The following is a 24,752-nucleotide window of genomic DNA, read 5'->3' as shown; positions in this document are numbered from 1 at the left end:
CCCAGGGGAGAGGGAGTTAGAGTTCCCTCTCCCTGTGGGAGAGGGTTAGGGTGAGGGCATCAGGCATTGCAGTCGTTGAAGAATGATATTTAACACTTCATCTTCGTTAACGCGAAATTCATTATTCCAGAACCGTACGACTTCCCATCCGTTCGTATTCAAAAACGCGGTACGACGTGAATCATAGTTCTCCTCATCCTGATGTTGCCCACCGTCCAGCTCAATAATCAGCTTCGCCTTAAAGCAGGCAAAATCCACGATATACGGCCCAACCGGCATCTGACGACGAAACTTATACCCGAAGAAACGACGACCTCTGAGCAAATACCAGAGGCGTACTTCTTCGGGTGTCATTTGTTTGCGGAGTTGTTTTGATTTTTCCATCCCCACACTCTGCCAGCCTTTCCCTCAGCCAGCAGAACGGGATGTAAAATTCTGAATCAGCCTTCAGGATTTTCAGCGAGGAACAGCTCAAGAAGGGAGTTTAAGAACAGCTTGCCGTGCTCGGTGATCTGCCAGGACTCATCACACTCGGTCAGATACCCCTGCGCCAGCGCCTCGTCAATCTGCGGACGAATCACTGACTCCGGCAGCCCGGTATAACGCGTAAATTCCGCGCGCGGTGCGGCTTCCAGCAGACGGAAGCGGTTCATAAAGAACTCAAACGGCTTATCCGCCGCCTCGACGTCGTGCTGACGCTCCAGGTAGCGGCCTTCCATATACCCGCGCGGGTGACGCGTTTTGGCGGTACGCAGAATGCGTCCGTCCGGGAAGGTCACTTTGCCATGTGCGCCGCAGCCAATTCCCAGATAATCACCAAAACGCCAGTAGTTCAGATTGTGCTGACACTGATAGCCCGGCTTCGCATACGCCGACGTTTCGTATTGCTGATACCCCGCCGCGGTCAAAAGCTGGTGGCCCTGCTCGAAGATATCCCACAGCGCGTCATCGTCCGGCAGCACCGGAGGACGGGAACCAAACAGGGTGTTAGGCTCAATGGTCAGCTGATACCACGACAGATGCGGCGGATTCAGTTCAATCGCCTGACGCAAATCGTCCAGCGCTTCTTCGAGCGACTGATCCGGCAGGCCATGCATCAGGTCGAGGTTAAAGCTGCGCAGCCCAAGCCCCGTTGCCAGGTTTGCCGCGCGCTTTGCCTCTTCCGGGCCGTGGATACGCCCCAGACGCTTCAGCTTTGGCTCGCTAAAGCTCTGCACGCCGATAGAGATACGGTTCACGCCCGCACGCTGATACTCGACAAAACGGTCGGCCTCAACGGTACCGGGGTTGGCTTCCATCGTAATTTCAGCATCCACTGCCAGGTTCAGGCGTGCGCGCACGCCATCCAGCAGCGTCTGCATCGCCGGGCCTGAAAGCAGGCTCGGTGTACCGCCACCAATAAAAATGGTCTTCACTTCACGTCCCTGTGCGTACGATACATCAGCATCCAGATCGGCCAGCAGATGCGCAACGTAATCATCGTGCGGCACTTCGCCCTTCAGCGCGTGCGAGTTGAAATCGCAGTACGGGCATTTCTGCACGCACCATGGGATGTGAATATAAAGACTCAGAGGCGGCAAATTAGCCATTACGCAGTGCTTCCAGTAACAGTTTCAGGGCGCGTCCACGGTGGGAGATCGCGCTTTTCTCTTCGCGGGTGAGTTCCGCAGCGGTTTTTCCCTCGGTCGGGACAAAGAAAATCGGGTCGTAACCAAAGCCGCCGTTGCCCGCCGCTTCACGGGTGATCACGCCCGGCCAGCTGCCGTGACAGACAATCGGCGTGGGATCTTCCGCGTGACGCATGTAGACCAGCACGCAGTGGAACTGCGCGGTACGCTGTTCGTCAGGGACGTCTTTCAGGGCCACAAGCAGCTTTTCCAGATTCTGCTGGTCGGTGGCGTCCACCCCGGAATAGCGGGCGGAGTAAATCCCCGGAGCACCGCCCAGAAAATCCACGGCCAGACCGGAGTCATCGGCTATCGCGGGCAGTCCGGTGATCTGCGCGGCGTGGCGCGCTTTCAGAATGGCGTTTTCGATAAACGTCAGGCCGGTCTCTTCGGCGGAGTCCACGCCCAGCTCGGTCTGAGCCACCACGTCCAGCCCAAAATCATTTAATAGCGAGGCCAGCTCGCGCACTTTACCGGCGTTACCGGTGGCGAGAACAACTTTCTGCATGGTTTAGTCCTGTTCTGTCAGAGCCGCGACTTCCGTCGGGATAGATTGCGGGTTAAGGATTTTTACCTGTTTATGCCGGCCAAGTTCACCTTTCTCAATGATGACCTGGCTTTTAGCGACGCGAAACTGTTTAGCCAGATATTTGGTCAGATGCGCATTCGCCTGGCCGTCAACCGGCGGGGCAGTGATGGCGACTTTTAGCTCGTCGCCATGCAGCCCAACAATACTGTCGCGGCTGGCTTTCGGCTGAATGTACAGCCGTAAAACCAGCCCGTCGGCGCAGGGGCTAACTGCACTCATAACGCCATCCACAGCCCCGGCAGCAGCATATTACCCGTCGCCTGTAACAGTTCCGCGATACCCATATTCAGCACGTACAGCAGCAGAACGAGAAGCATCGGGGAGAAGTCGATTCCGCCCATTGCAGGCAGCAGGCTGCGAATCGGACGCAGCAACGGTTCGGTCAGCTGAATCAACGCGTACTCCACCGGGCTACGGCCCCGGCTTACCCAGCTCATGATCGCCATCACCAGCAGGACCCAGAAGATCAGCGAACCGACGGTTTTAACCAGGATCAGAACGGCTGAAATCCAGATAATCGGCTGGAAAGTGATGACCATAAACAGCACGATCGCTTTGATAACGCTCAGAATAAACGCCATCAGCAGAGATGAACTGTCAATTGGCCCCATTGCCGGAATGACGCGGCGAAGCGGCCCCACAACGGGCTGCGTGATTTTCACGATAAATTGTGAGAATGGATTGTAAAAATCACAACGGGCCCACTGCATCCAGACGCGCAACAGCAGCGCCATCGTATACAGTTCAATGACCGTTGAAAGCAGGAAAGTCAACGTCTTCATGGCGTTCCTCAGGTTTCCTTATTATTGGGGGTAATCGCGCGCACCGAAAATTGCCGTGCCGATGCGCACCATGGTGCTGCCTGCCGCGATGGCGGCTTCCATATCGTCCGACATGCCCAGAGAAAGCGTGTCTACCGTGTCATAGCGCGCCTTAAGCGCCTCAAATGCTACAGCCATTTGCTGTGCCACGGCAAACTGCCTTTCATAACTTGACTCTGGCGCCGGGATAGCCATCAGCCCGCGCAGGGTTAAACGCGGCAGCGCCGCCACGTCCGCCGCCAGCGCATCCAGTTCGCCCAGCGTAATGCCGGACTTGCTGTTTTCATCACTGATGTTGATTTGAATCAGCACGTTAATCGCTGGCATCTCCGCCGGGCGCTGGTCGCTCAGACGGGTAGCGATGCGCAGACGATCGATGGTGTGGCACCAGTCAAAGTGCTCTGCTACCAGACGGCTTTTGTTCGACTGTAGCGGACCGATAAAGTGCCATTGCAGGTCTGTATTTCCCCGTTCCCGGAAAGCGCGAATTTTATCCACGCCTTCCTGCACATAGTTTTCACCAAAGGCACGATGACCGGCGGCTATCGCTTCTGCGATGGCGCTCGCAGGCTTGGTTTTGCTGACTGCAAGCAACGTAATTTCTTCTGGAGCACGGCCGCAACGCGTTGCCGCGGCTGAGATTTTGTCCCGGACCTGTGCCAGGTTATGCGCAATGTCGTTCATTTTCCGAGGAGTAGTCTATGGATGTGGAAGAAATTGTGGCCCTTAGTGTAAAGCATAACGTCTCCGATCTACACCTGTGCAGTGATTCGCCACCGCGCTGGCGCAGGTCAGGCCGTCTTGAACCTGCGCCGTTTCCGCCCCCGGATGTGGAGGCGTTATTAAAAGCGTGGCTCAACGACGAACAGCAGGGCGCATGGTGGGCAAACGGGCAAGTGGATTTTGCCGTTACCCTCGCAGGCCGTCAGCGGCTGCGCGGCAGTGCGTTTAAGCATATGCTCGGCGTTTCGATTGCGCTGCGGCTGTTGCCGCTGACGTGCCCGCAGCTCTCTGCGCTAGGTGTGCCGCGAGCGATCCCGGAACTACTGTCCAATGACAATGGCCTGATTCTGGTCACCGGCGCCACCGGCAGTGGGAAATCGACCACCCTGGCCGCGATGGTCGATTTCCTCAATCACCATACGGACGGGCATATTCTGACCCTGGAAGATCCGGTGGAGTTTATGTACCAGAGCGAACGTTGCCTGATCCAGCAGCGGGAGATAGGCCAGCACAGCCCGTCCTTTGCCGAGGCGCTGCGCAGCGCGCTGCGTGAAGATCCGGATGTGATTCTGCTTGGCGAGCTGCGCGACAGCGAGACGATACGCCTGGCGCTGACGGCGGCGGAAACCGGCCATCTGGTGTTAGCCACGCTGCACACGCGCGGCGCGGCGCAGGCGATCGAGCGCCTGGTCGACACCTTTCCGGCGCAGGAGAAAGATCCGGTGCGTAATCAGCTGGCGGGAAGCCTGCGTGCGGTCCTGGCGCAGAAGCTACGTCAGGATGTCCAGGGCGGGCGCGTGGCGCTGTATGAGCTACTGGTGAATACCTCGGCGGCGGCAAACCTGATCCGCGAAGGCAAAACCTGGCAACTGCCGGGCATTATTCAAACGGGGCAGCAGGCGGGAATGCAGAACTTTGAGCAGAGTCTGGCGGAGCGACGGGCGCAGGGGCGGCTGTAGCCCCGGCGCTCAGTAACCCTGTTCGAAATAGCTTTCGAGAATAATGACGGCTGAAGCTGAATCCACGCTGCCTTTGTTCAGCGCCCGGAAGCCACCGTGCTCGAACAGGCCAGCGCGTGCCTCGACGGTGCTCAAACGTTCATCGTGCAGCTTAACGGAGACGCCAAAGCGGCCATGGATTTTGTTCGCGAACTTGCGCGCGCGGGCGGTAAGCGGTTGCTCGGTGCCGTCCATGTTTAGCGGCAGGCCGACAATCACGTCGTCCGGCTGCCACTCTTTGAGCAAGCGCTCAATAAGGTTCCAGTCCGGCGTGCCGTCGTTAGCTTTCAGCGCCGTGAGCGGGCGAGCGGTGCCGGTGATCCGTTGACCCACAGCGACGCCGATGCTTTTGGTGCCGAAGTCGAAGGCGAGAAGGGTGCCGCTCATTACGCGTGCCCCGCAACGCCAGGCATGGTCAGAATATCAATGCCAATCAGTTTTGCCGCGTCACGCCAGCGATCGGCGATAGGGGTTTTAAACAGGATATTCATATCCGCAGGGGCTGTCAGCCAGGCGTTGTCCAGAATTTCTTGTTCCAGCTGCCCTTTTTCCCAGGAGGCGTAGCCGAGCGCAACCAGCACCTCAGAAGGCTGACTGGCAGTGCCTAGCGTTTCAAGCACGTCGCGAGAGGTGGTGACGACGGTGTTATCGGAGATACGAATGCTGGACGAGAAAACCGGCGGGGTATGCAGGATAAAACCACGATCTTCTGCAAGCGGGCCGCCGAGCATCACCGGTTTATCGAGACGGATTTCCGGCAGCCGCGCTTCAGCAGGGATTTTCAACTTGTCCAGAATGCCTTCCACCTGGAGGTTTTCCAGCGGCTTATTGATGATAATCCCCATCGCGCCGTCTTCGTTGTATTCGCAAATATAGACCACGGAGCGGCGGAAAATCGGATCCTGGAGAGCAGGCATGGCAATAAGAAAGTGATGCTGTAAATTCATTGTCAGAGGTACTGTTTCCTGGTTTAAAAAGCGACAGCGCCCAGTATGGGGATAAACACAGGCGCTGTCACAGGTTATTTCTGTAAACGTTTTTCGATAGCGTCCATCAGCATTCCGGTGATCGAGATCGGGAATTCCGCTTCGATTTCACGAATGCAGGTCGGGCTGGTGACGTTCACTTCGGTCAGGCGATCGCCGATGATATCGAGGCCGACGAAGATCAGGCCTTTGGCTTTCAGCGTAGGGCCGACGCGGCGGGCAATTTCCCAGTCGCTTTCGCTTAACGGACGCGGTTCGCCACGGCCGCCAGCCGCCAGGTTGCCACGGGTTTCCCCACCCTGCGGGATACGCGCCAGGCAGTAAGGCACCGGCTCGCCGTCTACGACCAGCACACGCTTGTCGCCGTCTTTAATGGCCGGCAGATAGTTCTGCGCCATGCAGTAGCGGGTTCCCAGCTCGGTCAGCGTTTCGGCAATCACGCCAATGTTCGGATCGCCCTCTTTCACGCGGAAGATCGACGCGCCACCCATACCGTCCAGCGGCTTCATGATGATGTCGCCGTGCTTCTGCCAGAATTCTTTCAGCTGCGTTTTGCTGCGGGTGACGAGCGTTTCCGGCGTCAGGTCAGAGAACCATGCGGTATAGAGCTTCTCGTTGCAGTCGCGCAGGCTCTGCGGCTTGTTGACGATCAGCGTTCCTTTCTCTTCGGCACGCTCAAGGATATAGGTGGCGTAAATGTATTCGGTGTCGAACGGCGGATCTTTACGCATCAGGATCACGTTAAGGTCGGCCAGGGCAATATCCTGCTCGGTACCGAATTCGTACCATTTTTCGTAGTTCTGCTCGACGTTAACGATGCGGGTGCGTGCGCGGGCTTCACCGTTGATCAGGTAAAGATCGTTCATCTCCATATAGTGGAGTTCATAGCCGCGACGCTGCGCTTCCAGCAGCATAGCGAAGCTGGAGTCTTTCTTGATGTTAATGTTTGCGATGGGGTCCATCACGATGCCGAGCTTAATCATCTTCTTCTCCGGTTATGGGTCAGGCTTTGCTTCAACCCAGATCGCCAAATCGCACCTGTAGCGCGGTAATGGCGGTGAGTGCCGTTGTCTCAGTGCGCAGAACGCGAGGTCCCAACAGAATATCAGTAAACTGGTAACGCGCCGTCATGGCAATTTCGTCAGCCGACAGGCCGCCTTCCGGGCCAATCAGCAGGCGTACACGCTCAACGGGCAGCGGCAGCGTATTGATGCTGGCGCTGGCGCGCGGATGAAGATTGAGCTTAAGCCCGCTTTCCTCTTCTGCACACCAGTCCTCCAGATCCATCGCCGGGCGGATCTCAGGGATACGGTTGCGGCCGCTCTGTTCGCAGGCCGCAATGGCAATTTTTTGCCACTGCTGGATCTTTTTGTTCAGACGTTCCGCATCCAGTTTAACGCCGCAGCGCTCAGAAAAAAGTGGCGTAATGAGGCTTACACCCAGTTCAATGGATTTCTGAATGGTGAACTCCATCTTTTCCCCACGCGACATCACCTGGCCCAGGTGAATGTGCAGCGGGGATTCCCGGTCGTCCACGTCGCCACGCAGCACCTTCACGTGCACGCTTTTTTTATCGGCGCGCGTAATTTCAGCGTCGAAAACCTGATTAGAGCCGTCAAAGAGCTGGATGGCCTGACCTGCCCCCATGCGCAGCACGCGACCTACATGGTTTGCGGCATCATCAGACAGGGCGATTTCGCCGCCTGGGGTAATCAGTTCAGGGTGATAGATGCGAGGGATGCGCATAGTCAGAAATTCCATGTGTCATGCGATATAAGCGAATTGCCGTAGTGTAGGTTAGCTCTTTTGCGCCTGGCAAGCCCGCTGGACGTAAGGGTTGTGATTCCCCTGGACTTTGGCGATACGTTCGTCGCGCTGGCATTCCCAGTCCGTCACCGGGTAGAGCTTGTCCCAGGCATTGAAGAGCTGCGTCTGCTGGCGGGAAAGATTGAGATCGTAGCGGTCGCGCATATAGAAATAAGTGCGGGCGATGCTGCCGCGCGCGCGGGCAGGCGGTTCGGCGACTTTCTCTTTGAAATCGACCTTCATGGCGCACTGACCGTACTGGCCTTCGCCACCGTTCCACTGGCTGTACATGAAGTTTCCGCGGTCGCCATTGACCTCACCCACGGCGGGTTGCAGGTTGTGCATATCGCTTTCCATCTGGCGGTAGACCGGATCTTTTGCGCAATTTTTACGTCCACCGTCCTGCCAGCACTGGCGCTGGTGGCCAAACTGCCAGGCCGGAACAACGTGTTCCCATTCGATTCGGCTGGCGCGATTCTCGTTCTTGCGCACCTTATAGCCGCAGGATCCCAGATCCACGACCCCTTTCTTACCCTGCCAGTTAATTTTACAGCCGCAGTAGAAATCACCCGGTACGTCGGCGTTAATCTTTACGCCCGCGGTTTTTGCCTGAGAGAAACTGTGAATACCGTCGGCCAGAGCATGGCCGGAGAGCGCTGTCGCCAGAAAAGCGATCGCGAGAGAAACATTACGGGACATCTTACACTCCGTGTCAAAACGAGCCCGCAACGTAACGAATGTTGTTCCCGTATGCAATCAGTCAGATCAGGAAAGTTCCTGAAAGTTCGAGTGATTATTCCGCAACCAGCGGTTCGCCGCATTTAACGCAGCGATAGGTCGCCTCGCCGCGCACCACGCGGTTATGGCGGCGGACGGTAAGCTGGTGCTGCTGACACTGGCAGCGGTAGGGGAAGGTATTGCGGCGTACCGATTCCAGCTCGAACTGATGGGTGCGGCGAGCCGGAACCCCGAGCACCGCCTCCATCATCCATTTCCACTCTTTGCCGTGCGGCGTGACGCGGCCAAAGTGTTTCCACACCAGCAGGTGCGCCAGCTCGTGCGGCACCACTTCGTCGATAAACGCCTGCTGGTTTTCCATCATCAGTACCGGATTCAGGCGGATCTCATACGATTCCAGCCAGGCGGTGCCTGCCGCGGTGCCACGCTGCTGATAGACCAGCTTCGGTTCAGGATAATTGCGGCCGAGCTTCAGGTTGGCCTGGGCGAGTTTTTCCCGCAGGCTGCGCATGACGGCTTGCTGAATGGCGATGGGGAGACGGGGAGCTTTCATAGGGGCAGAGCATAAAGCGGGAAGCGGGGAGGCGCAAGAGGCGCCTCCCGCAGGAGGATCAGTCGTGTGCGCCGATTTCGCGCAGAGGACGACCTTTCATCAGGTTACGTTCAATGTGTTCCAGTGAAACATGTTTGGTTTCAGGAACCAGCCAGATAGTGAGAACGATAAAGAACAGGTTCAGACCGGCGTAGACCCAGAAGGTATTGGCGTTACCCAGGGTATTGAGCATGGTCAGGAACGTTGCGCCGACGATCATGTTGGCAATCCAGTTGGTTGCGGTAGAGCAGGTGATGCCAAAATCACGCCCTTTCAACGGCTGGATCTCAGAGCACAGCACCCAAATCAGCGGACCGGCGCTCATCGCAAACCCAATGATAAACATCAGCAGCATCGCCACGGCGAAGTACTGTGCCGTTGGGGAATGAATGCCCATGTGCATCATGGTACCCAGCACGCCCATCCCGACGGCCATCACCAGGAAGCCCAGCGTCAGGGTTGGCTTACGTCCCCAGCGGTCCACCAGACCGATAGCGATAAAGGTCGCCAGCACGTTGGTCAGGCCGACGATCACGGTGCCCCACATCTGCTCGGTGGTGTTGGTGTAGCCCGCCAGTTCGAAGATTTTCGGCGCGTAATACATGATGACGTTCATCCCGGTGAACTGTTGCATGATCTGTAACAGCACACCGAGGAACACCGCGCGACGGAAGTTGCTGTTCTCTTTAAACAGCGCCCAGCCGGACTGTTTGACCTTCAGGCTTTCGCGGATCTCTTCCAGCTCGTTTTTAGCTTCGGCGCTGGTATCACGCAGGCGTAAGAGCACGCGTTCGGCATCATGGAAGCGGCGTTTGGCGGCGAACCAGCGTGGACTGTCCGGCAGGAAGAAGACGCCAATCAGCAGCAGGATGGCAGGAATGATGATTACGCCCAGCATCCAGCGCCATGCGCCGCTGTAGCTGAATGCGGTATCCGAGAGATAAGCCCCCAGAATACCGATGGTGATCATCAGCTGATACATGGAAATCATGCTGCCGCGGATTTTTTCCGGAGCGATTTCAGACAGGTACAGCGGGGCAGTATAAGACGCCACGCCCACTGCCAGACCGAGCAGCACGCGGGAGATGATCAGCACTTCAACGTTAGGCGCAGCGGCAGAGAACAGTGAGCCAGCAACGAACAGGATCGCGCCGATCATCAGGCTCTTTTTACGCCCGAGCTTAAAGGAGAGCCAGCCGCTACCGACCGCGCCGACGGCGGCACCGAACATCATGGAGCTAACCACCCATTCCTGAGTGTGTGCGCTAATCTGGAACTCATCGGTGATGAAAGGTAATGCACCGGCAATTACGCCAATATCCAGGCCAAAGAGTAATCCTGCCAGAGCGGCGAGGAAGCAGACGAAGAACGTCATTGCCTTATTGGACGTATGCCCCTGTTTATTATTGTCAGGCATTATGCCCTCCAGTTGGGTTATCAGTTTTTACGATATTAAGAGTAGGTGAGCGGCTCATAAAAATATGTGAGTCAAATCACAACGGTGTAATCGGTTACACTAGCTTGTAACTGTAAAAATAATTAAAGCTTTGAAAATATAGAGGTAAATTAATTGATATGCATCGCGTTTGCACAAATTTCAGACTTAACTGAAAGGGAATGTAACAGCAGAAGAAATGCGATCATGCAAAGAGAATATTCTGAAAGCGGGGTATAGAGAGTGAGGTGTAAACGGTTCCAAACATTGCCGGGTGGCGGCTGCGCCTTACCCGGCCTACAAAAACTCACTACCCGTAGGTCGGGTAAGGCATAGCCGCCACCCGACATAAAAAAGGCCAGCACAAAGGCTGGCCTGTTTAAGCTACTGGCAGTCGATTATTTCAGACCGGCAGCATCACGCAGCAGGGCGGCTTTGTCGGTTTTTTCCCATGGGAAATGTTCGCGGCCAAAGTGACCGTACGCTGCGGTTTCCTGGTAGATTGGGTGCAGCAGATCCAGCATCTGAATCAGACCGTATGGACGCAGGTCGAAGAACTCACGCACCAGCAGGGTCAGCTGTTCAGAAGGCACTTTTTCAGTACCGAAGGTTTCCACCATGATGGAGGTTGGCTCAGCCACGCCGATAGCGTAGGAAACCTGGATCTCACAGCGGTCAGCCAGACCGGCAGCAACGATGTTTTTCGCCACATAACGTGCAGCGTACGCCGCAGAACGGTCAACTTTAGACGGATCTTTACCGGAGAATGCACCGCCGCCGTGACGTGCCATGCCGCCGTAGGTATCTACGATGATTTTACGACCGGTCAGACCGCAGTCACCCATTGGGCCGCCGATAACAAAGCGTCCGGTTGGGTTGATGAAGAATTTGGTCGCAGAGCTCAGCCATTCAGTTGGCAGAACCGGCTTGATGATCTCTTCCATCACCGCTTCTTGCAGGGATTTCTGGTCAATCTCTTCAGCATGCTGCGTGGAAAGAACCACTGCATCGATACCGACGATTTTCCCGTCGTCATACTGGAAGGTCACCTGGCTTTTCGCATCCGGACGCAGCCACGGCAGGGTGCCGTTTTTACGCACTTCAGCCTGACGCTGCACCAGACGATGGGCGTAGGTTACCGGCGCTGGCATCAGCACGTCGGTTTCGTTGGTTGCGTAGCCGAACATCAGGCCCTGGTCACCCGCGCCCTGTTCCAGCGGATCGGCACGGTCAACGCCCTGGTTGATATCCGGAGACTGTTTGCCAATCGCGCTCAGTACGGCGCAGGAGTTGGCATCAAAGCCCATATCAGAATGTACATAGCCAATCTCACGCACCGTGTTACGGGTGATCTCTTCGATATCAACCCATGCGCTGGTGGTGATCTCACCGCCAACCAGAACCATGCCGGTTTTGACATAGGTTTCACACGCTACGCGCGCCTTTGGATCCTGCGCGAGGATCGCATCCAGCACCGCATCGGAGATTTGGTCAGCAATTTTATCAGGATGTCCTTCTGATACGGACTCGGACGTAAACAGGTGTTTTGCCATGTTTTATTTCACCTAAGAGGAATTTGGTTAGCTCAAGCTGCTGTGTGGAATAGCCATAGGAGATAATTCTACCAAGGCCTACAGGATTTTGACACTGGCAGTCTGAGTGTTAATCGGTATGGATGGATTAACATCTGGACGTCTATTTTAGGTCACTTCTTCACCTGATTTCCAGTTTTTTTTGACTCACCTCTCACTGTGTTGAAAACGCTGCTGGAAATTTTTCCTGACGACGCTGGCAACATGCGCATTTTTGTTTTGCTTTTTAGCGACCTTCTCGGTATAAAACGCGGCGCGCGGCTCATATAAAATAAGCGCTCGATGAACACATCGTGTCGCCACTTCCAGCCGGGTTAAGCAGTGAACTTTTAGCTTTGGCTTGTGGTCCGTTTCAGCAGAGGCGGCCGTGGAGGTGATACGAGATAATGAACCATCGTTTTCCGCTCATTCAGCGCAGCCGTTCTGGCGCGCATTTGATTCCCACCCGCACTTCTGGTCTAAACACCTGCCGATGTTATACCCATCTCGGTGCTTCTCAGGATTCCAGAGCCGGTCACGCTTTGTGAAAACTGAACAAGGGCGCTCTTGTTAATACAGGAGTTTTCTCGTGGTTTCGCCGAACCTTGTCATACAGAGTTCGGATACGTGTTTTACAATGATATGAATAAGAAACCGGTCGCACGGTCTGGATTTCAGCATACTCTGCTGGGAAATGGAGCCGTTAATGGGTTGTTATCGCCGTATAACGCTGCGATAGTAGTCAACTGTTTTACACTTAATACAAAGAGTTGAGGTTCGCTATGTCTGACGACATGTCTTCGCTTTCGCCTTCGTCAGCAGGCGAACAGGGTGTACTACGTTCTATGCAGGAGGTTGCGATGAGCTCCCAGGAAGCCAGCAAGATGCTGCGCACTTACAATATTGCCTGGTGGGGCAATAACTACTACGACGTTAACGAGCTGGGCCACATCAGTGTCTGCCCGGATCCGGACGTCCCGGAAGCGCGCGTGGATCTCGCTAAACTGGTGAAAACCCGTGAAGCGCAGGGTCAGCGCTTGCCTGCACTGTTCTGCTTCCCGCAGATCCTGCAACATCGCCTGCGTTCTATTAATGCCGCGTTCAAACGCGCGCGGGAATCGTATGGTTATAACGGCGACTATTTCCTCGTTTACCCGATCAAGGTCAATCAGCACCGTCGCGTGATTGAGTCCCTGATCCACTCCGGCGAGCCGCTGGGCCTGGAAGCAGGCTCTAAAGCGGAGCTGATGGCGGTTCTGGCGCACGCGGGCATGACCCGGTCGGTGATCGTCTGTAACGGCTATAAAGACCGCGAATACATTCGTCTGGCGCTGATTGGCGAGAAGATGGGCCACAAGGTCTATCTGGTGATCGAGAAGATGACCGAAATCGCGATCGTGCTGGAAGAGGCCGAGCGTCTGAACGTGATCCCACGCCTTGGCGTGCGTGCGCGACTGGCGTCGCAGGGTTCCGGTAAATGGCAGTCTTCCGGCGGTGAAAAATCCAAGTTTGGCCTCGCGGCGAACCAGGTGCTTCAGCTGGTGGAAATTCTGCGCGAGCGCGGTCGTCTGGACAGCATTCAGTTGCTGCACTTCCACCTCGGCTCGCAGATGGCCAATATTCGCGACATCGCCACTGGTGTGCGTGAATCCGCGCGTTTCTACGTTGAGCTGCATAAGCTCGGCGTGAATATTCAGTGCTTTGACGTGGGCGGCGGCCTGGGCGTGGACTACGAAGGGACCCGCTCGCAGTCTGACTGCTCGGTAAACTATGGCCTGAACGAATATGCCAACAACATCATCTGGGCGATTGGCGATGCCTGCGAAGAGCACGGCCTGCCGCACCCGACGGTAATCACCGAATCCGGCCGCGCGGTCACTGCACACCATACGGTGCTGGTCTCTAACATCATCGGCGTTGAGCGTAGCGAAATCACCGAAGCCACGCCTCCGGCAGACGATGCTCCACGTTCCCTGCAAAGCATGTGGGAAACCTGGCAGGAGATGCACGAGCCGGGCACGCGTCGTTCCCTGCGCGAATGGCTGCACGACAGCCAGATGGACCTGCACGATATTCACGTCGGCTACTCGTCAGGCACCTTCAGCCTGCAAGAGCGCGCGTGGGCGGAGCAGCTCTATCTGAATATGTGCCACGAAGTGCAGAAACAGCTCGATCCGAGCAACCGCGCGCACCGTCCAATTATCGACGAGTTGCAGGAGCGTATGGCGGACAAAATGTACGTCAACTTCTCCCTGTTCCAGTCGATGCCGGATGCCTGGGGTATCGACCAGCTGTTCCCGGTTCTGCCGCTGGAAGGGCTGAACCACGCCCCGGAACGCCGCGCCGTGCTGCTGGACATCACCTGTGACTCCGATGGCGCAATTGACCACTACGTCGATGGCGACGGTATCGCAACGACGATGCCAATGCCGGAGTACGATCCGGAGAACCCGCCAATGCTGGGCTTCTTTATGGTGGGGGCGTATCAGGAGATCCTCGGTAACATGCACAACCTGTTCGGTGATACCGAAGCGGTTGACGTGTTTGTCTTCCCTGACGGCAGCGTGGAGGTTGAGCTGTCCGACGAAGGGGACACCGTGGCGGACATGCTCGAATACGTTCAGCTGGATCCGAAAAAACTGCTCACCCAGTTCCGCGATCAGGTGAAAAACACCGGTCTGGACGATGCCTTGCAGCAGCAGTTCCTGGAAGAGTTTGAAGCGGGTCTGTACGGGTATACGTATCTGGAAGACGAGTAAGAAAACCTCCCTCTCCCTGTGGGAGAGGGGCGGGGTGAGGGCATCAGGCCGCTGTGCCGCCGATGCCCGGTGGCGCTGCGCTTACCGGGCCTACGAATGTAGGCCGGAGAAGGCGAAGCCGCCATCCGGCAGAATGCTATACTCACTTGAACCCATATGGATTAACGGCGATAATTCGCCCCAATATGCGATTTACGAATCAATCCCTTCCTCGTCGGGTTTAACGACGCGGAGGGGATTTTTTTTCATCTGTTTTTAATGTATCGACTTTATAAGAGGTCAGGACATGAGCACTTTAGGTCATCAGTACGATAACTCTCTGGTATCTAACGCGTTTGGTTTTTTACGCCTTCCGATGAACTTCCAGCCGTACGACAGCGATGCGGACTGGGTGATCACCGGCGTACCGTTCGACATGGCAACGTCCGGTCGCGCGGGTGGACGTCATGGCCCGGCGGCGATCCGTCAGGTTTCCACCAACCTGGCCTGGGAGCACAACCGCTTCCCGTGGAACTTCGACATGCGCGAGCGCCTGAACGTGGTGGACTGCGGCGATCTGGTGTACGCCTTCGGTGACGCGCGTGAAATGAGCGAAAAATTGCAGGCGCACGCCGAGAAGCTGCTGGCGGCCGGTAAACGCATGCTCTCCTTCGGCGGTGACCACTTCGTGACCCTGCCGCTGCTGCGCGCCCACGCGAAGCACTTCGGCAAAATGGCGCTGGTGCACTTCGATGCGCACACCGACACCTACGCGAACGGCTGTGAATTCGACCACGGCACCATGTTCTATACCGCGCCGAAAGAAGGCCTGATCGATCCAAACCACTCCGTGCAGATCGGCATCCGCACCGAGTTCGACAAAGACAACGGCTTCACCGTACTCGACGCGGGCCAGGTGAACGATCGCGGCGTGGACGATATTCTGTCTCAGGTTAAGCAGATCGTCGGCGATATGCCTGTCTACCTGACCTTCGACATCGACTGCCTTGATCCGGCATTCGCACCGGGTACCGGTACGCCGGTGATCGGCGGCCTGACATCAGACCGCGCCATCAAGCTGGTGCGCGGCCTGAAGGATCTGAACATCGTCGGGATGGACGTGGTGGAAGTAGCTCCGGCCTATGACCAGTCCGAGATCACCGCGCTGGCCGCGGCGACCCTGGCGCTGGAAATGCTCTACATCCAGGCGGCGAAAAAAGGCGAATAAGCCTTACGCGCTGATTGCTGCTGCGCGCCGCATGCGCAGCAGCAACATTCCCCCGGCAAGCAGGGTGACAACCTGCGAGACGACCAGCACCGAAAAGCCTGAACTGACCGACCCCACCGATCTCATCACCATCCCCATCAGCAGCGGAATAAACGCCGCGCAGATATTGCCGATCCCATTGATTATGCCGTAAGCGCTGCCCACGGCGTCCCGGGCGGCGTGATGCTGGATTACCGCAGGAATAGCCGCTCCCTGAAGTCCCCAGAACACGTTGGCAGACAGCATAAAGAGCGCCAGCCATGCGGGTTGATGGCTGAGCATCAGTGCGATCACGGAGAGTGCCGTCAACGTACCGCCCACCACAAACAGTACCGGCGCCTGTTCCGGCCGCATTTTGTCGAGCAGCACGCCACCCAGAAACTTTGACCCCAGGCTGAGCAGGAAGGGGATCGCCGCAAGCCAGCCCGTGGCATGCAGCGAGAAGTGGTGCTCGTCACGCAGCCATGCGGGTAACCAGGCGCTGCTCCCCCAGAGATAGCTCAGGGTGGCGATTTCAACCAGCAGGATCCAGCCCAGCAGCGGCGTCTGCCAGGCCAGCGTGAAGGTGTGGACAAACCCCGGCTTTTTCGTGGTCGGGAGCTTGCGCGGCGCGGGCAGAAAACGCCAGATTAAGCCGCCGCCGAGGAGAAGGTTGATTGCCGCCAGTGCATAAAACGACCCGGCCCAGCCCAGATGCGACATCAGCCAGGTCACCAGCGGAAAGCCCACGGCCAGCCCGAGCGAGACGCCCAGCGCGGTCACGGCGTTGGGTTTGCCGATCTCTTGCGCGCTAAAGTTATCGCTGATAAAGCGCGTTTTCAGTGAAAAAAGCGGTCCCTCCGCGATCCCCAGAATCACGCGGGCGAAGAGCATTCCCGTCAGCGAGCCGAGCAAAGGTGAAGCCGCGCAGACCGCGGCCCAAATCGCAATGCTGCTTAATAATCCCTGCCGATAATGAAGTTTGCTTTCAATAACCGGCGTTAATAATAAAGCGGAAAATCCATAACCCAGAAGAAAGCAGGTCATGAGCAGGCCCTGTAACATTCTGTTTTCATTTAACTGAAAATGTTCGGCAAATTCCGGGTTTAAAATCATTACCGAGATATTTACCCGATCGACGTAGGAAATAATAATGAGTAATAAAAGCGCAATCGTGCCTTGCCATCTTGCCGTCATCATGTCCGCCTTACGTTTTTTGTAACTTATATTTTTCATCAATGTGATTGTCACGGGGCTAAAATGATTCACCTGTGAAACTCTTTGTTTATTAAAGATAAATTAAAAATTCGTTTCACAGGTGAAACGCGAAAGAGGTGACGTTCATTTATTTTTAGAGAGTAAAAAGAAAAGAAGTCAATATCTTTTATTGAAAATAAGAGACCATTAAAAAAACGTATTTCTCACGCTGCAATAATGAAAATTTCATATCGCTGCATTTTTTCGTGATCCCTTGCACACTTAGTTAATTAATTGCCGATCGATTAACAAATTCGTCACATTGTCGCTTGACGAAACATTCATCGCTTTTATATTGACCGTATTAAATAAGAAACAGAGTTTCATATATGAAACAAAAGCCTGGAGGATCGTGATGAGCTGGATAGGCGTATGTGACGCAGAGCAAGTACAGGAAGATTTCCCTTTTAGCGGCAACGTCGACGGTAAAGAGATCGGCGTTTACCTGATCGACGGTGAATATTACGCGCTGGAGGACGTATGCCCGCACGCCTATGCCCTGCTGAGTCAGGGCTTCGTGGAAGACGGCAAGGTGGAATGCCCGCTGCACGAGGCGGTGTTCGACGTCAAAACCGGCCAGTGTCTGCACGGCCCCGGAGGACGCAACCTCAATCGTTACCCGGTTCGGGTCTTTGAAAACCAGATTCAGATTACCTTCGTTGAGGAGACCGTGGCATGAGCGACACGCTGAACTACAACCCGGCGTTGCCGGAAAGCCGCCAGTTTACCCCGCCGGCAGAGGGCGGTAATGGCGCCATTCATAAGCCGGGTGATTACACCAACCTGATCTGGCAGACCCGCAGCCGCGAGCCGGAAAGCTGGGAAGTGAAGCTGATTGCGACGCTGGAAGATCTCTTCGAGCAGGGCGTTGAAACCTTGCCGGAGCTGGTAAGCGGGCTGAACGCAGTGCGTATGCACGACCAGCAGGGCGAGCCGTGGAGCGACGCCAGCTTCCAGGCATTCTTACAGGTTAACGGCTACTGAGGGCAACGCGATGACGACGACCGTACAATATTATCTGGATAAAGGCCTGCGCGGCCTCTGGTATCCGGTGCTGGCGAGCTGGGAAGTGCAGTCTGCGCCGGTGGGCATCACCCGCCTGGGCGAGCAGATTGTGGTCTGGCGCAATAAAGATGGCCAGGTTCAGGCGCTGGAGGACCGCTGTCCGCATCGCGGTGCGCGCCTGTCGATGGGCTGGAACCTCGGGGACCGCATTGCCTGCTGGTATCACGGCGTAGAGGTGGCGGGCAACGGCGAAGTGAAAGACGTGCCCGCCGTGGATAAATGTCCGCTGGTCGGCCAGCAGTGCGTGCGCAGCTATAACGTGCAGGAGGCGCACGGCGCCATCTTCCTGTGGTTTGGCGTCACCGCGGACCAGCAGCCGGACGAACTGACCTTCCCGGATGAACTCGCCGACACGGAAAACTTCAGCAACTTCCTCTGCACCGCCGCGTGGAAATGCAACTACCAGTACGCGCTGGAAAACGTGATGGACCCGATGCACGGCACCTATCTGCACTCCTCGTCGCACTCGATGGCGGAAGGGGATCGCAAGGCCGACATGGTGCTCCAGCCGACCAAAACCGGTTTTATTTTCGAGAAGAAAGGGCAGAGCGGCGTCAATTTTGACTGGGTGGAGCTGGGCAACAGCGGCACCTGCTGGATGCGCCTCTCTATTCCTTACAAGAAGCGCTTCGGACCGGGCGGCCACTTCTTTATCGTCGGCATGGTGGTGCCGGAAGATAACGACAACTGCCGCGTCTTCTTCTGGCGCATCCGCCGCGTGCAGGGCTGGCAGCGCGATATGTGGCGCTTCATGTACCGCAACCGTCTGGAAAAACTGCACTGGGAAGTGCTGGAGCAGGACCGTGTGGTGCTGGAAAGCCTGGCGCCAAACGCGCGCGATCATGAATACCTGTATCAGCACGACGTTGGCCTCTCGCGCCTGCGCCGCATGATGCAAAAGGCCGCCAAAGAGCAGCTGGCGATGCGTGAAGCACAGCAGGGAGCCGCCTGATGAATGGGCTGCTAAGCGGCAAGCGCATCGTGGTGACCGGCGCCGCGCGCGGGCTGGGCTACCACTTTGCCCAGGCCTGCGCGGAGCAGGGTGCGAAGGTAGTGATGTGCGACATCCTTCAGGGCGAGCTGGCCGAAAGCGCCCACGGGCTGAGCGAGCAGGGCTATGCGATCGAATCGCACGCTATCGATCTGGGCGATCCGCATTCTATTGAGCAGGCGTTTAGCGCCATTGGCGAGCAGGGGCCGATTGACGGCCTGGTCAACAACGCGGCGATGGCAACGGGCGTGGGCGGCAAAAACATGCTTGATTACGATCCGGATCTCTGGGATCGGGTGATGAGCGTCAACGTGAAAGGCACCTGGCTGGTGACGCGCGCCGCCGTGCCGCTGCTGCGCGAAGGGGCAGGCATTGTGAACGTGGCGTCCGACACCGCGCTGTGGGGCGCGCCGCGCCTGATGGCCTACGTTGCCAGCAAGGGGGCCGTGATTGCCATGACCCGTTCAATGGCGCGCGAACTGGGGGAAAAACGTATCCGGATCAACGCCATCGCACCGGGGCTAACCCGCGTCGAGGCGACGGAATATGTCCCCGCCGAACGGCATCAGCTTTACGAAAACGGTCGCGCATTAACGGGGGCGCAGCAGCCGGAGGATGTCACCGGCAGCGTGGTCTGGCTGCTTAGCGATCTGTCGCGATTCATCACCGGACAGCTGATCCCGGTCAACGGCGGTTTTGTCTTTAATTGAGGTAGGGCGATGATGGCAAACGATCGGGAAGTGAAGTATCTGGTGCCGGGGCTGGAGCGCGGTTTACAGCTGCTGTTGGCCTTTGGCGAGCAGCATCGCGAACTGTCCTTTGCCGAGCTGCACCGGCTGGTGGATATGCCGAAGGCCACCGCCTATCGCGTGGTACAGACGCTGGAGTACATGGGATTTCTGGAGCGCAACACGCGCACCAATACCTTTTCGCTGGGCATGAACGTGCTGCGTCTTGGCTTTGAGTACATCGCCTCGCTGGACGTGGCGCAGGTCGGCCAGCCGGTGATCGAGCAACTGCGCGACGTGAGCCAGTGCAGCAGCCATCTGGCGATCCGCGACGGGCGCGACATTATCTACATCGCCCGCGTCAGCGCCGCCGGGTCGCGCATCAACCAGGTCAGTATTGGTACCCGTCTGCCGGTGCACTGCACCTCGCTGGGCCGCATGCTGTTGACCGATATTTCCCGCGCTGATTTCGAACAGCTGTTCCCGCATGAGCGTCTGCCGGGCAACACGCCGGGGCAGCTTCACGACCGCGAAGCCCTGTGGCAGATGGTGCAGCAGGACAAAGCCCGCGGGTATGTCATCGGCGAATCCTTCTTCCGCCACGGCATCTCTTCCATCGTCTACCCGGTGTATGACCGAAGTGGCCGCGTGGCGGCGGTGGTCAGCATTTTGGTGCCGTCGGAGGAGATCCCGCAGAGCGACCGCGAGCGCCTGCAAAACGAGGTTCGCCTCGCGGCGGATAAAATTTCTGGCTTCTTAGGGTATTTGTCACAGGCCAGTTAAATCAGTGAGTTAACGTCAGGCGCTTGACTGCGTCGGGCATGTTTTACGCCCAATCTGGGCCAGATGAGGCAACGAACGATGAGTGTAACCGGAATTGAAAAGCTGGAATTTGGTGTGGAAGACCTGACGCACTGCGCCAAATTTATGCGTGATTTTGGCCTGACGGGCGATGCCAGCGGCCAGCGTTTCACCACCCTGAGCGGCGCGCGCGTGGAGCTTAACCCGATCGACAGCCCCGACCTGCCGCCCGCGTTTGAAGCGGGTAACACCCTGCGCCGCATGACCTGGGCGGTTGCCAGCCAGTCTGATCTGGACGCGCTGCGCCCGAAGCTGGCGCAACAGCCAGGTTTTCGTGAAGTGGGCGACGCGCTGGAGTGCCTGGACCCGAACGGCATGACGCTGCGCGTGCAGGTGACCCAGCAAACTGACGTGGAGCTGAACGTCGAGCCGATTAACCAGTGGGGCGATGCCCGCCGTATCGACACCCCCAGCCCGGTTTACGATCGCGCCCAGCCGATCAACGTGGGGCATGTGGTGTTCTTCGTGGAAGAGCTGGCGGCAGTGGAGAAATTCTACCGCGAGGTGCTCGGCTTCCAGGTCTCGGACCGCTATATCAACCGCGCCGTGTTCCTGCGCTGCGGCGTGCGCGGCGGCCATCACAACCTGTTCCTGCTGCAACTGCCGAACCGCAAGCGCGGCCTCAACCACGTGGCCTTCACCGTGCGCGACATCCACGAGGTGATCGGCGGCGGTATCGCGATGAATAAACATGACTGGAGCACCTTTATCGGGCCGGGCCGTCATCCGGTGTCGTCGGCGTACTTCTGGTACGTCAACAGCCCGACCGGCGGGGCGTTTGAGTATTACACCAACGATGATTATCTGACGGAAAACTGGCAGCCGCGTGAGCTGGAGCATTCGCTGGTCTCCTTTACCGAGTGGGCGGTGGAAGGCGGGATTGACCACGACACGCGCCGTCAGCAGAAAAAGCCGGAGGCGGTATGACGTCGCGCATTGTCATTATCGGCGGCGGCCAGGCGGGCGGCTGGGCGGCGAAAACCCTGCGCGATGAGGGTTTCGACGGCGAGATTTGCGTGGTAGCGGAAGAAGAGTGGGATTTCTACGAGCGCCCGCCGCTGTCAAAAGCGTCTTTGCTGGAGCCGGACGCGGCGCTCCCAAGGCTGTTTAGCGACGAGGTGCAGCAGGCGCTGAACCTGGCCTGGTACCGGCCGCTGCGCGCTGAATCTGTCGATCGCGATGAGAAAAAAGTCGTTCTTAGCAACGGCGAGCATCTTAGTTACAACATCCTTTTAATCGCTACCGGCGGTCGGGCGCGCCTGCCTTCGCAGGCGTGGGCCAGCCATCCGCAGGTCTATACCCTGCGCCACTGGCAGGACGCGCAGCGCCTGAAAAGTCGTCTGGCGGAAAGTAAAAAACTGGCGATCGTCGGCGGCGGCTGGATCGGACTGGAGATTGCTGCCTCGGCGCGGAAAAGCGGCGTGGCGGTCACCCTGTTCGAGCAGCAGCCCGCGCTGTGCATGCGCTCGGTGAGCGGCGAGGTGTCGCAGCGCCTGGAGGCCATCCACCGCGAGCAGGGGGTGGAGATCCGTACCGGCTGCGGTGCGCTGGAGCTGGAGGACGACGGCGGCCTGCCGGTCATCCACTGCGACGGCCAGCGTGAAACCTTTGATGCGGTCGTGGTTGGGATCGGCGTCGATCTCAATCTGGAGCTGGCGCGCGATGCGGGGCTGAAAACCGGGCGCGGGATCGTGGTGGATGCCCAGGGACGCACGTCGGATCCGTTCATCTTTGCCGCAGGAGATGTCGCCCAGCACCATCACTACGGGCTGTGCATCCAGTCCTGGGCCTTCGCCCAGAACCAGGCGGTGGCGACGGCGAAAGCGATGCTCAACCCCGATGCGCCGGGCTATGACGACGCGCCGTGGCTATGGTCGGATCAATACCAGCACAACATCCAGATCCTCGGCATTCCGCAGCCGGGCAGCAGAACGGTAGTGCGTGAAGAGACGCTGTACTTCTCGCTGGACGACAACGGGAGGCTGACGCAGCTGGTGGCGTTCGACGATGCGCGTACCGTCAAGCTGGCGAAGCGCTGGATGGCGGCGGGGCGGGATCTGTCCGACGTGCCGCTCGCCGACCCGACCTTTTCACTGATGTCACTGCGATAGCTAACCCGCACCCGTAGGGGGAGAGATGACCACACTAGAGACTAACACCGCACCGGTTGAGGCGAGCGGTGAGGGGACCCGCACGCCCGAAAAAGCGGTGCGCTGGGCCATCCCGCTGTCGCTGCTGGCCTGCGTGCTGCTGGCGTTTTTCGACAAAATCAGCATCGCGGCGCTCTTTTCGGATACCCATTTCCAGCAGGCGATGGGCATTGATTTCGACACCACGCGTCTCGGCATTTTGATGAGCGCTTTCCTGCTGAGCTATGGCTTCTCATCGGTGTTTTTAAGCGGTTTAGGCGACAAAATCGCGCCGCTGCGCCTGCTCACCGGGATGATGGCGGTGTGGTGCGTGCTGATGGTGGCGATGGGCTTTACCCATAACTACACGCTGATGATCGTCCTGCGTATTCTGCTGGGCGTGGCGGAAGGACCGCTGTTCCCGCTGGCCTTCGCCATCGTACGTCACAACTTCCCCCAGCATTTGCAGGCGCGCGCCACCATGCTGTGGCTGCTGGGGACCCCGGTGGGCGCGGCGATTGGTTTCCCGCTTTCCCTCTGGCTGCTGAACACCTTTGGCTGGCAGAGCACTTTCTTTGTGATGGCCATGCTTACCGTGCCGGTGCTTATCTTTGTGCGCATTGGTCTGCGCGGGATCCGCCTGGAGGCAAAACCCGGCACCTCGCAGGCGTCCCGGGACGAGCGGCGCGCGGCGCGGCGTGAGCTGTTCGTCAGCCCGCACTTCTGGATCATCTGCATCTTTAACATCGCTTTCCTGACCTACCTGTGGGGCATCAACGGCTGGCTGCCGGGCTACCTGATCAAAGGCAAAGGCATTCATCTGGAGCACGCGGGCTGGCTGTCGTCGATGCCGTTCATCGCCATGCTGGCAGGGGAAGTGATTGGCGCGTGGCTCTCGGACAGGGTCGATAAGCGCGCGGCGGCATGCTTTATCTCCATGGCGGGGGCGGCCGTCGGGCTGGCGGCGGTGATGCACCTTGATACCCCGCTGGCCGTCATCGCGGCGATGAGCTTCAGCACCTTTATGTGGGGCACCGGCGCGCCCAACATTTTCGCCCTGCTGGCGAAGGCCACCCATCCCCGGGTGAGCGCCACGGCGGGCGGTATCTTCAACGGGCTGGGAAACTTTGCGGGCGCGCTGTCGCCGGCGGTGATGGGTGCGCTTATCGCCTTCACCCACAGCATGGATTCCGGGCTGATTTTTCTGGCGGTGATGGCGGCGGTGGGCTGCGTCCTGTTACTGCCGCTGCTGAGACGTTACTGAGGAGAGTGTCATGACTGATTCAACCGTAACCAACAAAACGGGCATCAAACCTGACCATCTGACGATGGAAGAGTGGGTCGAGTCGCGCATCGCGCGCTTCGAAGGGCGTAAATACGACTGGAACGCGCTGAAGTTCCAGGCCGATTTTGACCCGAAATACCGCCGGGCGCAGATGCGCTACATCGGCACTGGCGCAACCGGCGTGGCGAACGACACCAACACCGTGCAGGCGGACCATTTTACCTTCTCCACCATGGTGCTGCCGTCGAAGTGCGAAGGACCGCTGCACCTGCACGACGACGTGGAAGAGGTGTTCTTCATGCTCAAGGGGCAGATCACGCTGATGATCCAGGACGGCGACAACTACACAGAAACCGTGCTGCGTGAGCGTGACCTGATCTCCGTTCCGCCGGGCATCTATCGCGGCCTGTTTAACCACGGCGAAGAAGAAGCGCTGATGTGCGTCATGCTGGGGACCAACAAGCCGGAAATCCCGACCTATCCGTCCGACCATCCGCTTTCCAAAGTGAAGCGGAACTAAGGGGGG

28 protein-coding genes are annotated in these 24,752 nt (G+C 57.7%); 13 read left to right on the top strand and 15 right to left on the bottom strand.

Features of this window, described 5'->3' with window-relative positions; all coding sequences use genetic code 11:
• Positions 1–45 precede the first annotated feature (45 nt).
• From INF61_RS14305 to INF61_RS14280, 6 genes are read right to left on the bottom strand one after another with little or no spacing between them, the layout of a single operon-like run.
• On the bottom strand, positions 46–384 hold the full coding sequence (locus tag INF61_RS14305) for an endonuclease domain-containing protein (protein WP_047726774.1): 339 nt from the start codon (positions 382–384) through the stop codon (positions 46–48).
• 56 nt (positions 385–440) lie between these two features.
• Entirely contained in the window at positions 441–1,589 is a 1,149-nt protein-coding gene (gene hemW / locus INF61_RS14300) for a radical SAM family heme chaperone HemW (protein ID WP_017382926.1), read from the bottom strand.
• Positions 1,582–2,175, bottom strand: a complete 594-nt coding sequence (locus INF61_RS14295) for an XTP/dITP diphosphatase (RefSeq protein ID WP_015571839.1) — start codon at positions 2,173–2,175, stop codon at positions 1,582–1,584. Before INF61_RS14295 ends, hemW begins: the two co-directional genes overlap by 8 nt.
• Positions 2,176–2,178: 3 nt before the next feature.
• Positions 2,179–2,475: a DUF167 family protein YggU gene (gene yggU / locus INF61_RS14290; protein ID WP_003860023.1), complete on the bottom strand. Its 297-nt coding sequence runs from the start codon at positions 2,473–2,475 to the stop codon at positions 2,179–2,181.
• Positions 2,472–3,038 (bottom strand): YggT family protein, encoded by a 567-nt coding sequence (locus INF61_RS14285; protein WP_015571838.1) that lies wholly within the window; start codon positions 3,036–3,038, stop codon positions 2,472–2,474. The genes yggU and INF61_RS14285 overlap by 4 nt, the downstream gene beginning before the upstream one ends.
• Before the next feature lie 21 nt (positions 3,039–3,059).
• Entirely contained in the window at positions 3,060–3,761 is a 702-nt protein-coding gene (locus tag INF61_RS14280) for a YggS family pyridoxal phosphate-dependent enzyme (protein ID WP_017382925.1), read from the bottom strand.
• Between the two features lie 17 nt (positions 3,762–3,778).
• Here INF61_RS14280 and INF61_RS14275 point away from each other — a divergent pair, with 17 nt between their 5' ends.
• A complete protein-coding gene (locus tag INF61_RS14275; protein ID WP_032669250.1) occupies positions 3,779–4,759 on the top strand; it encodes a type IV pilus twitching motility protein PilT in 981 nt (326 codons plus the stop codon).
• Positions 4,760–4,768: 9 nt separating this feature from the next.
• Here the strand turns inward: INF61_RS14275 and ruvX are convergent, their stop codons facing one another.
• The 8 genes from ruvX to metK form a co-directional block, all read right to left on the bottom strand.
• Complete coding sequence (ruvX, locus tag INF61_RS14270) at positions 4,769–5,185, bottom strand: Holliday junction resolvase RuvX (RefSeq protein WP_006811925.1); 417 nt, start codon at positions 5,183–5,185, stop codon at positions 4,769–4,771.
• Positions 5,185–5,745, bottom strand: a complete 561-nt coding sequence (locus INF61_RS14265) for a YqgE/AlgH family protein (RefSeq protein WP_006811924.1) — start codon at positions 5,743–5,745, stop codon at positions 5,185–5,187. Before INF61_RS14265 ends, ruvX begins: the two co-directional genes overlap by 1 nt.
• Before the next feature lie 74 nt (positions 5,746–5,819).
• Entirely contained in the window at positions 5,820–6,767 is a 948-nt protein-coding gene (gshB, locus tag INF61_RS14260) for a glutathione synthase (protein ID WP_015571835.1), read from the bottom strand.
• 31 nt (positions 6,768–6,798) lie between these two features.
• Entirely contained in the window at positions 6,799–7,530 is a 732-nt protein-coding gene (gene rsmE / locus INF61_RS14255) for a 16S rRNA (uracil(1498)-N(3))-methyltransferase (protein WP_017382923.1), read from the bottom strand.
• 51 nt (positions 7,531–7,581) lie between these two features.
• Positions 7,582–8,289: a deoxyribonuclease I gene (gene endA, locus INF61_RS14250; protein WP_193547869.1), complete on the bottom strand. Its 708-nt coding sequence runs from the start codon at positions 8,287–8,289 to the stop codon at positions 7,582–7,584.
• A 94-nt stretch (positions 8,290–8,383) separates the two neighbouring features.
• Positions 8,384–8,881, bottom strand: coding sequence for a SprT family zinc-dependent metalloprotease (locus INF61_RS14245; protein WP_032649479.1), 498 nt, complete (start codon positions 8,879–8,881; stop codon positions 8,384–8,386).
• A gap of 58 nt (positions 8,882–8,939) precedes the next feature.
• On the bottom strand, positions 8,940–10,337 hold the full coding sequence (galP, locus tag INF61_RS14240; RefSeq protein WP_193547868.1) for a galactose/proton symporter: 1,398 nt from the start codon (positions 10,335–10,337) through the stop codon (positions 8,940–8,942).
• 416 nt (positions 10,338–10,753) lie between these two features.
• Positions 10,754–11,908: a methionine adenosyltransferase gene (metK, locus tag INF61_RS14235; protein WP_003860037.1), complete on the bottom strand. Its 1,155-nt coding sequence runs from the start codon at positions 11,906–11,908 to the stop codon at positions 10,754–10,756.
• 660 nt (positions 11,909–12,568) lie between these two features.
• On the opposite strand from metK, the gene yqgB reads away from it, so the two are divergent.
• From yqgB to speB, 3 genes are all read left to right on the top strand, one after another.
• Entirely contained in the window at positions 12,569–12,700 is a 132-nt protein-coding gene (gene yqgB / locus INF61_RS14225; RefSeq protein ID WP_057979949.1) for an acid stress response protein YqgB, read from the top strand.
• Positions 12,701–12,708: 8 nt separating this feature from the next.
• Positions 12,709–14,685, top strand: coding sequence for a biosynthetic arginine decarboxylase (gene speA, locus INF61_RS14220; protein ID WP_017382922.1), 1,977 nt, complete (start codon positions 12,709–12,711; stop codon positions 14,683–14,685).
• 286 nt (positions 14,686–14,971) lie between these two features.
• A complete protein-coding gene (gene speB / locus INF61_RS14215; RefSeq protein ID WP_003860040.1) occupies positions 14,972–15,892 on the top strand; it encodes an agmatinase in 921 nt (306 codons plus the stop codon).
• Positions 15,893–15,895: 3 nt separating this feature from the next.
• On the opposite strand, the gene INF61_RS14210 is transcribed toward speB, so the two are convergent.
• Positions 15,896–17,107, bottom strand: coding sequence for an MFS transporter (locus INF61_RS14210; protein WP_047638184.1), 1,212 nt, complete (start codon positions 17,105–17,107; stop codon positions 15,896–15,898).
• 415 nt (positions 17,108–17,522) lie between these two features.
• Here INF61_RS14210 and INF61_RS14205 point away from each other — a divergent pair, with 415 nt between their 5' ends.
• The 9 genes from INF61_RS14205 (at position 17,523) to INF61_RS14165 (ending at position 24,746) form a co-directional block, all read left to right on the top strand.
• A complete protein-coding gene (locus INF61_RS14205; protein WP_003860044.1) occupies positions 17,523–17,846 on the top strand; it encodes a non-heme iron oxygenase ferredoxin subunit in 324 nt (107 codons plus the stop codon).
• Entirely contained in the window at positions 17,843–18,151 is a 309-nt protein-coding gene (locus INF61_RS14200) for a recombinase-like helix-turn-helix domain-containing protein (RefSeq protein WP_017382919.1), read from the top strand. Before INF61_RS14205 ends, INF61_RS14200 begins: the two co-directional genes overlap by 4 nt.
• A gap of 10 nt (positions 18,152–18,161) precedes the next feature.
• Complete coding sequence (locus INF61_RS14195) at positions 18,162–19,184, top strand: aromatic ring-hydroxylating dioxygenase subunit alpha (RefSeq protein ID WP_193547867.1); 1,023 nt, start codon at positions 18,162–18,164, stop codon at positions 19,182–19,184.
• A complete protein-coding gene (locus tag INF61_RS14190) occupies positions 19,184–19,933 on the top strand; it encodes an SDR family oxidoreductase (protein ID WP_045347328.1) in 750 nt (249 codons plus the stop codon). The genes INF61_RS14195 and INF61_RS14190 overlap by 1 nt, the downstream gene beginning before the upstream one ends.
• 12 nt (positions 19,934–19,945) lie before the next feature.
• Entirely contained in the window at positions 19,946–20,734 is a 789-nt protein-coding gene (locus tag INF61_RS14185; RefSeq protein WP_062938607.1) for an IclR family transcriptional regulator, read from the top strand.
• Positions 20,735–20,812: 78 nt separating this feature from the next.
• Entirely contained in the window at positions 20,813–21,739 is a 927-nt protein-coding gene (locus INF61_RS14180) for a VOC family protein (protein ID WP_015571827.1), read from the top strand.
• Complete coding sequence (locus INF61_RS14175) at positions 21,736–22,923, top strand: NAD(P)/FAD-dependent oxidoreductase (RefSeq protein ID WP_045349713.1); 1,188 nt, start codon at positions 21,736–21,738, stop codon at positions 22,921–22,923. Before INF61_RS14180 ends, INF61_RS14175 begins: the two co-directional genes overlap by 4 nt.
• 25 nt (positions 22,924–22,948) lie before the next feature.
• Positions 22,949–24,205, top strand: coding sequence for an MFS transporter (locus tag INF61_RS14170; RefSeq protein WP_015571825.1), 1,257 nt, complete (start codon positions 22,949–22,951; stop codon positions 24,203–24,205).
• 10 nt (positions 24,206–24,215) lie between these two features.
• Positions 24,216–24,746: a cupin domain-containing protein gene (locus INF61_RS14165; protein ID WP_017382915.1), complete on the top strand. Its 531-nt coding sequence runs from the start codon at positions 24,216–24,218 to the stop codon at positions 24,744–24,746.
• Positions 24,747–24,752: the final 6 nt, after the last annotated feature.

It is taken from the genome of Enterobacter cloacae complex sp. P18RS, assembly GCF_014982105.1.
GTDB classification, from domain to species: domain Bacteria; phylum Pseudomonadota; class Gammaproteobacteria; order Enterobacterales; family Enterobacteriaceae; genus Enterobacter; species Enterobacter hormaechei_C.
Note: the sequence above shows the minus strand (reverse complement) of the source record. Positions and strands in the feature narration are given on the sequence as shown.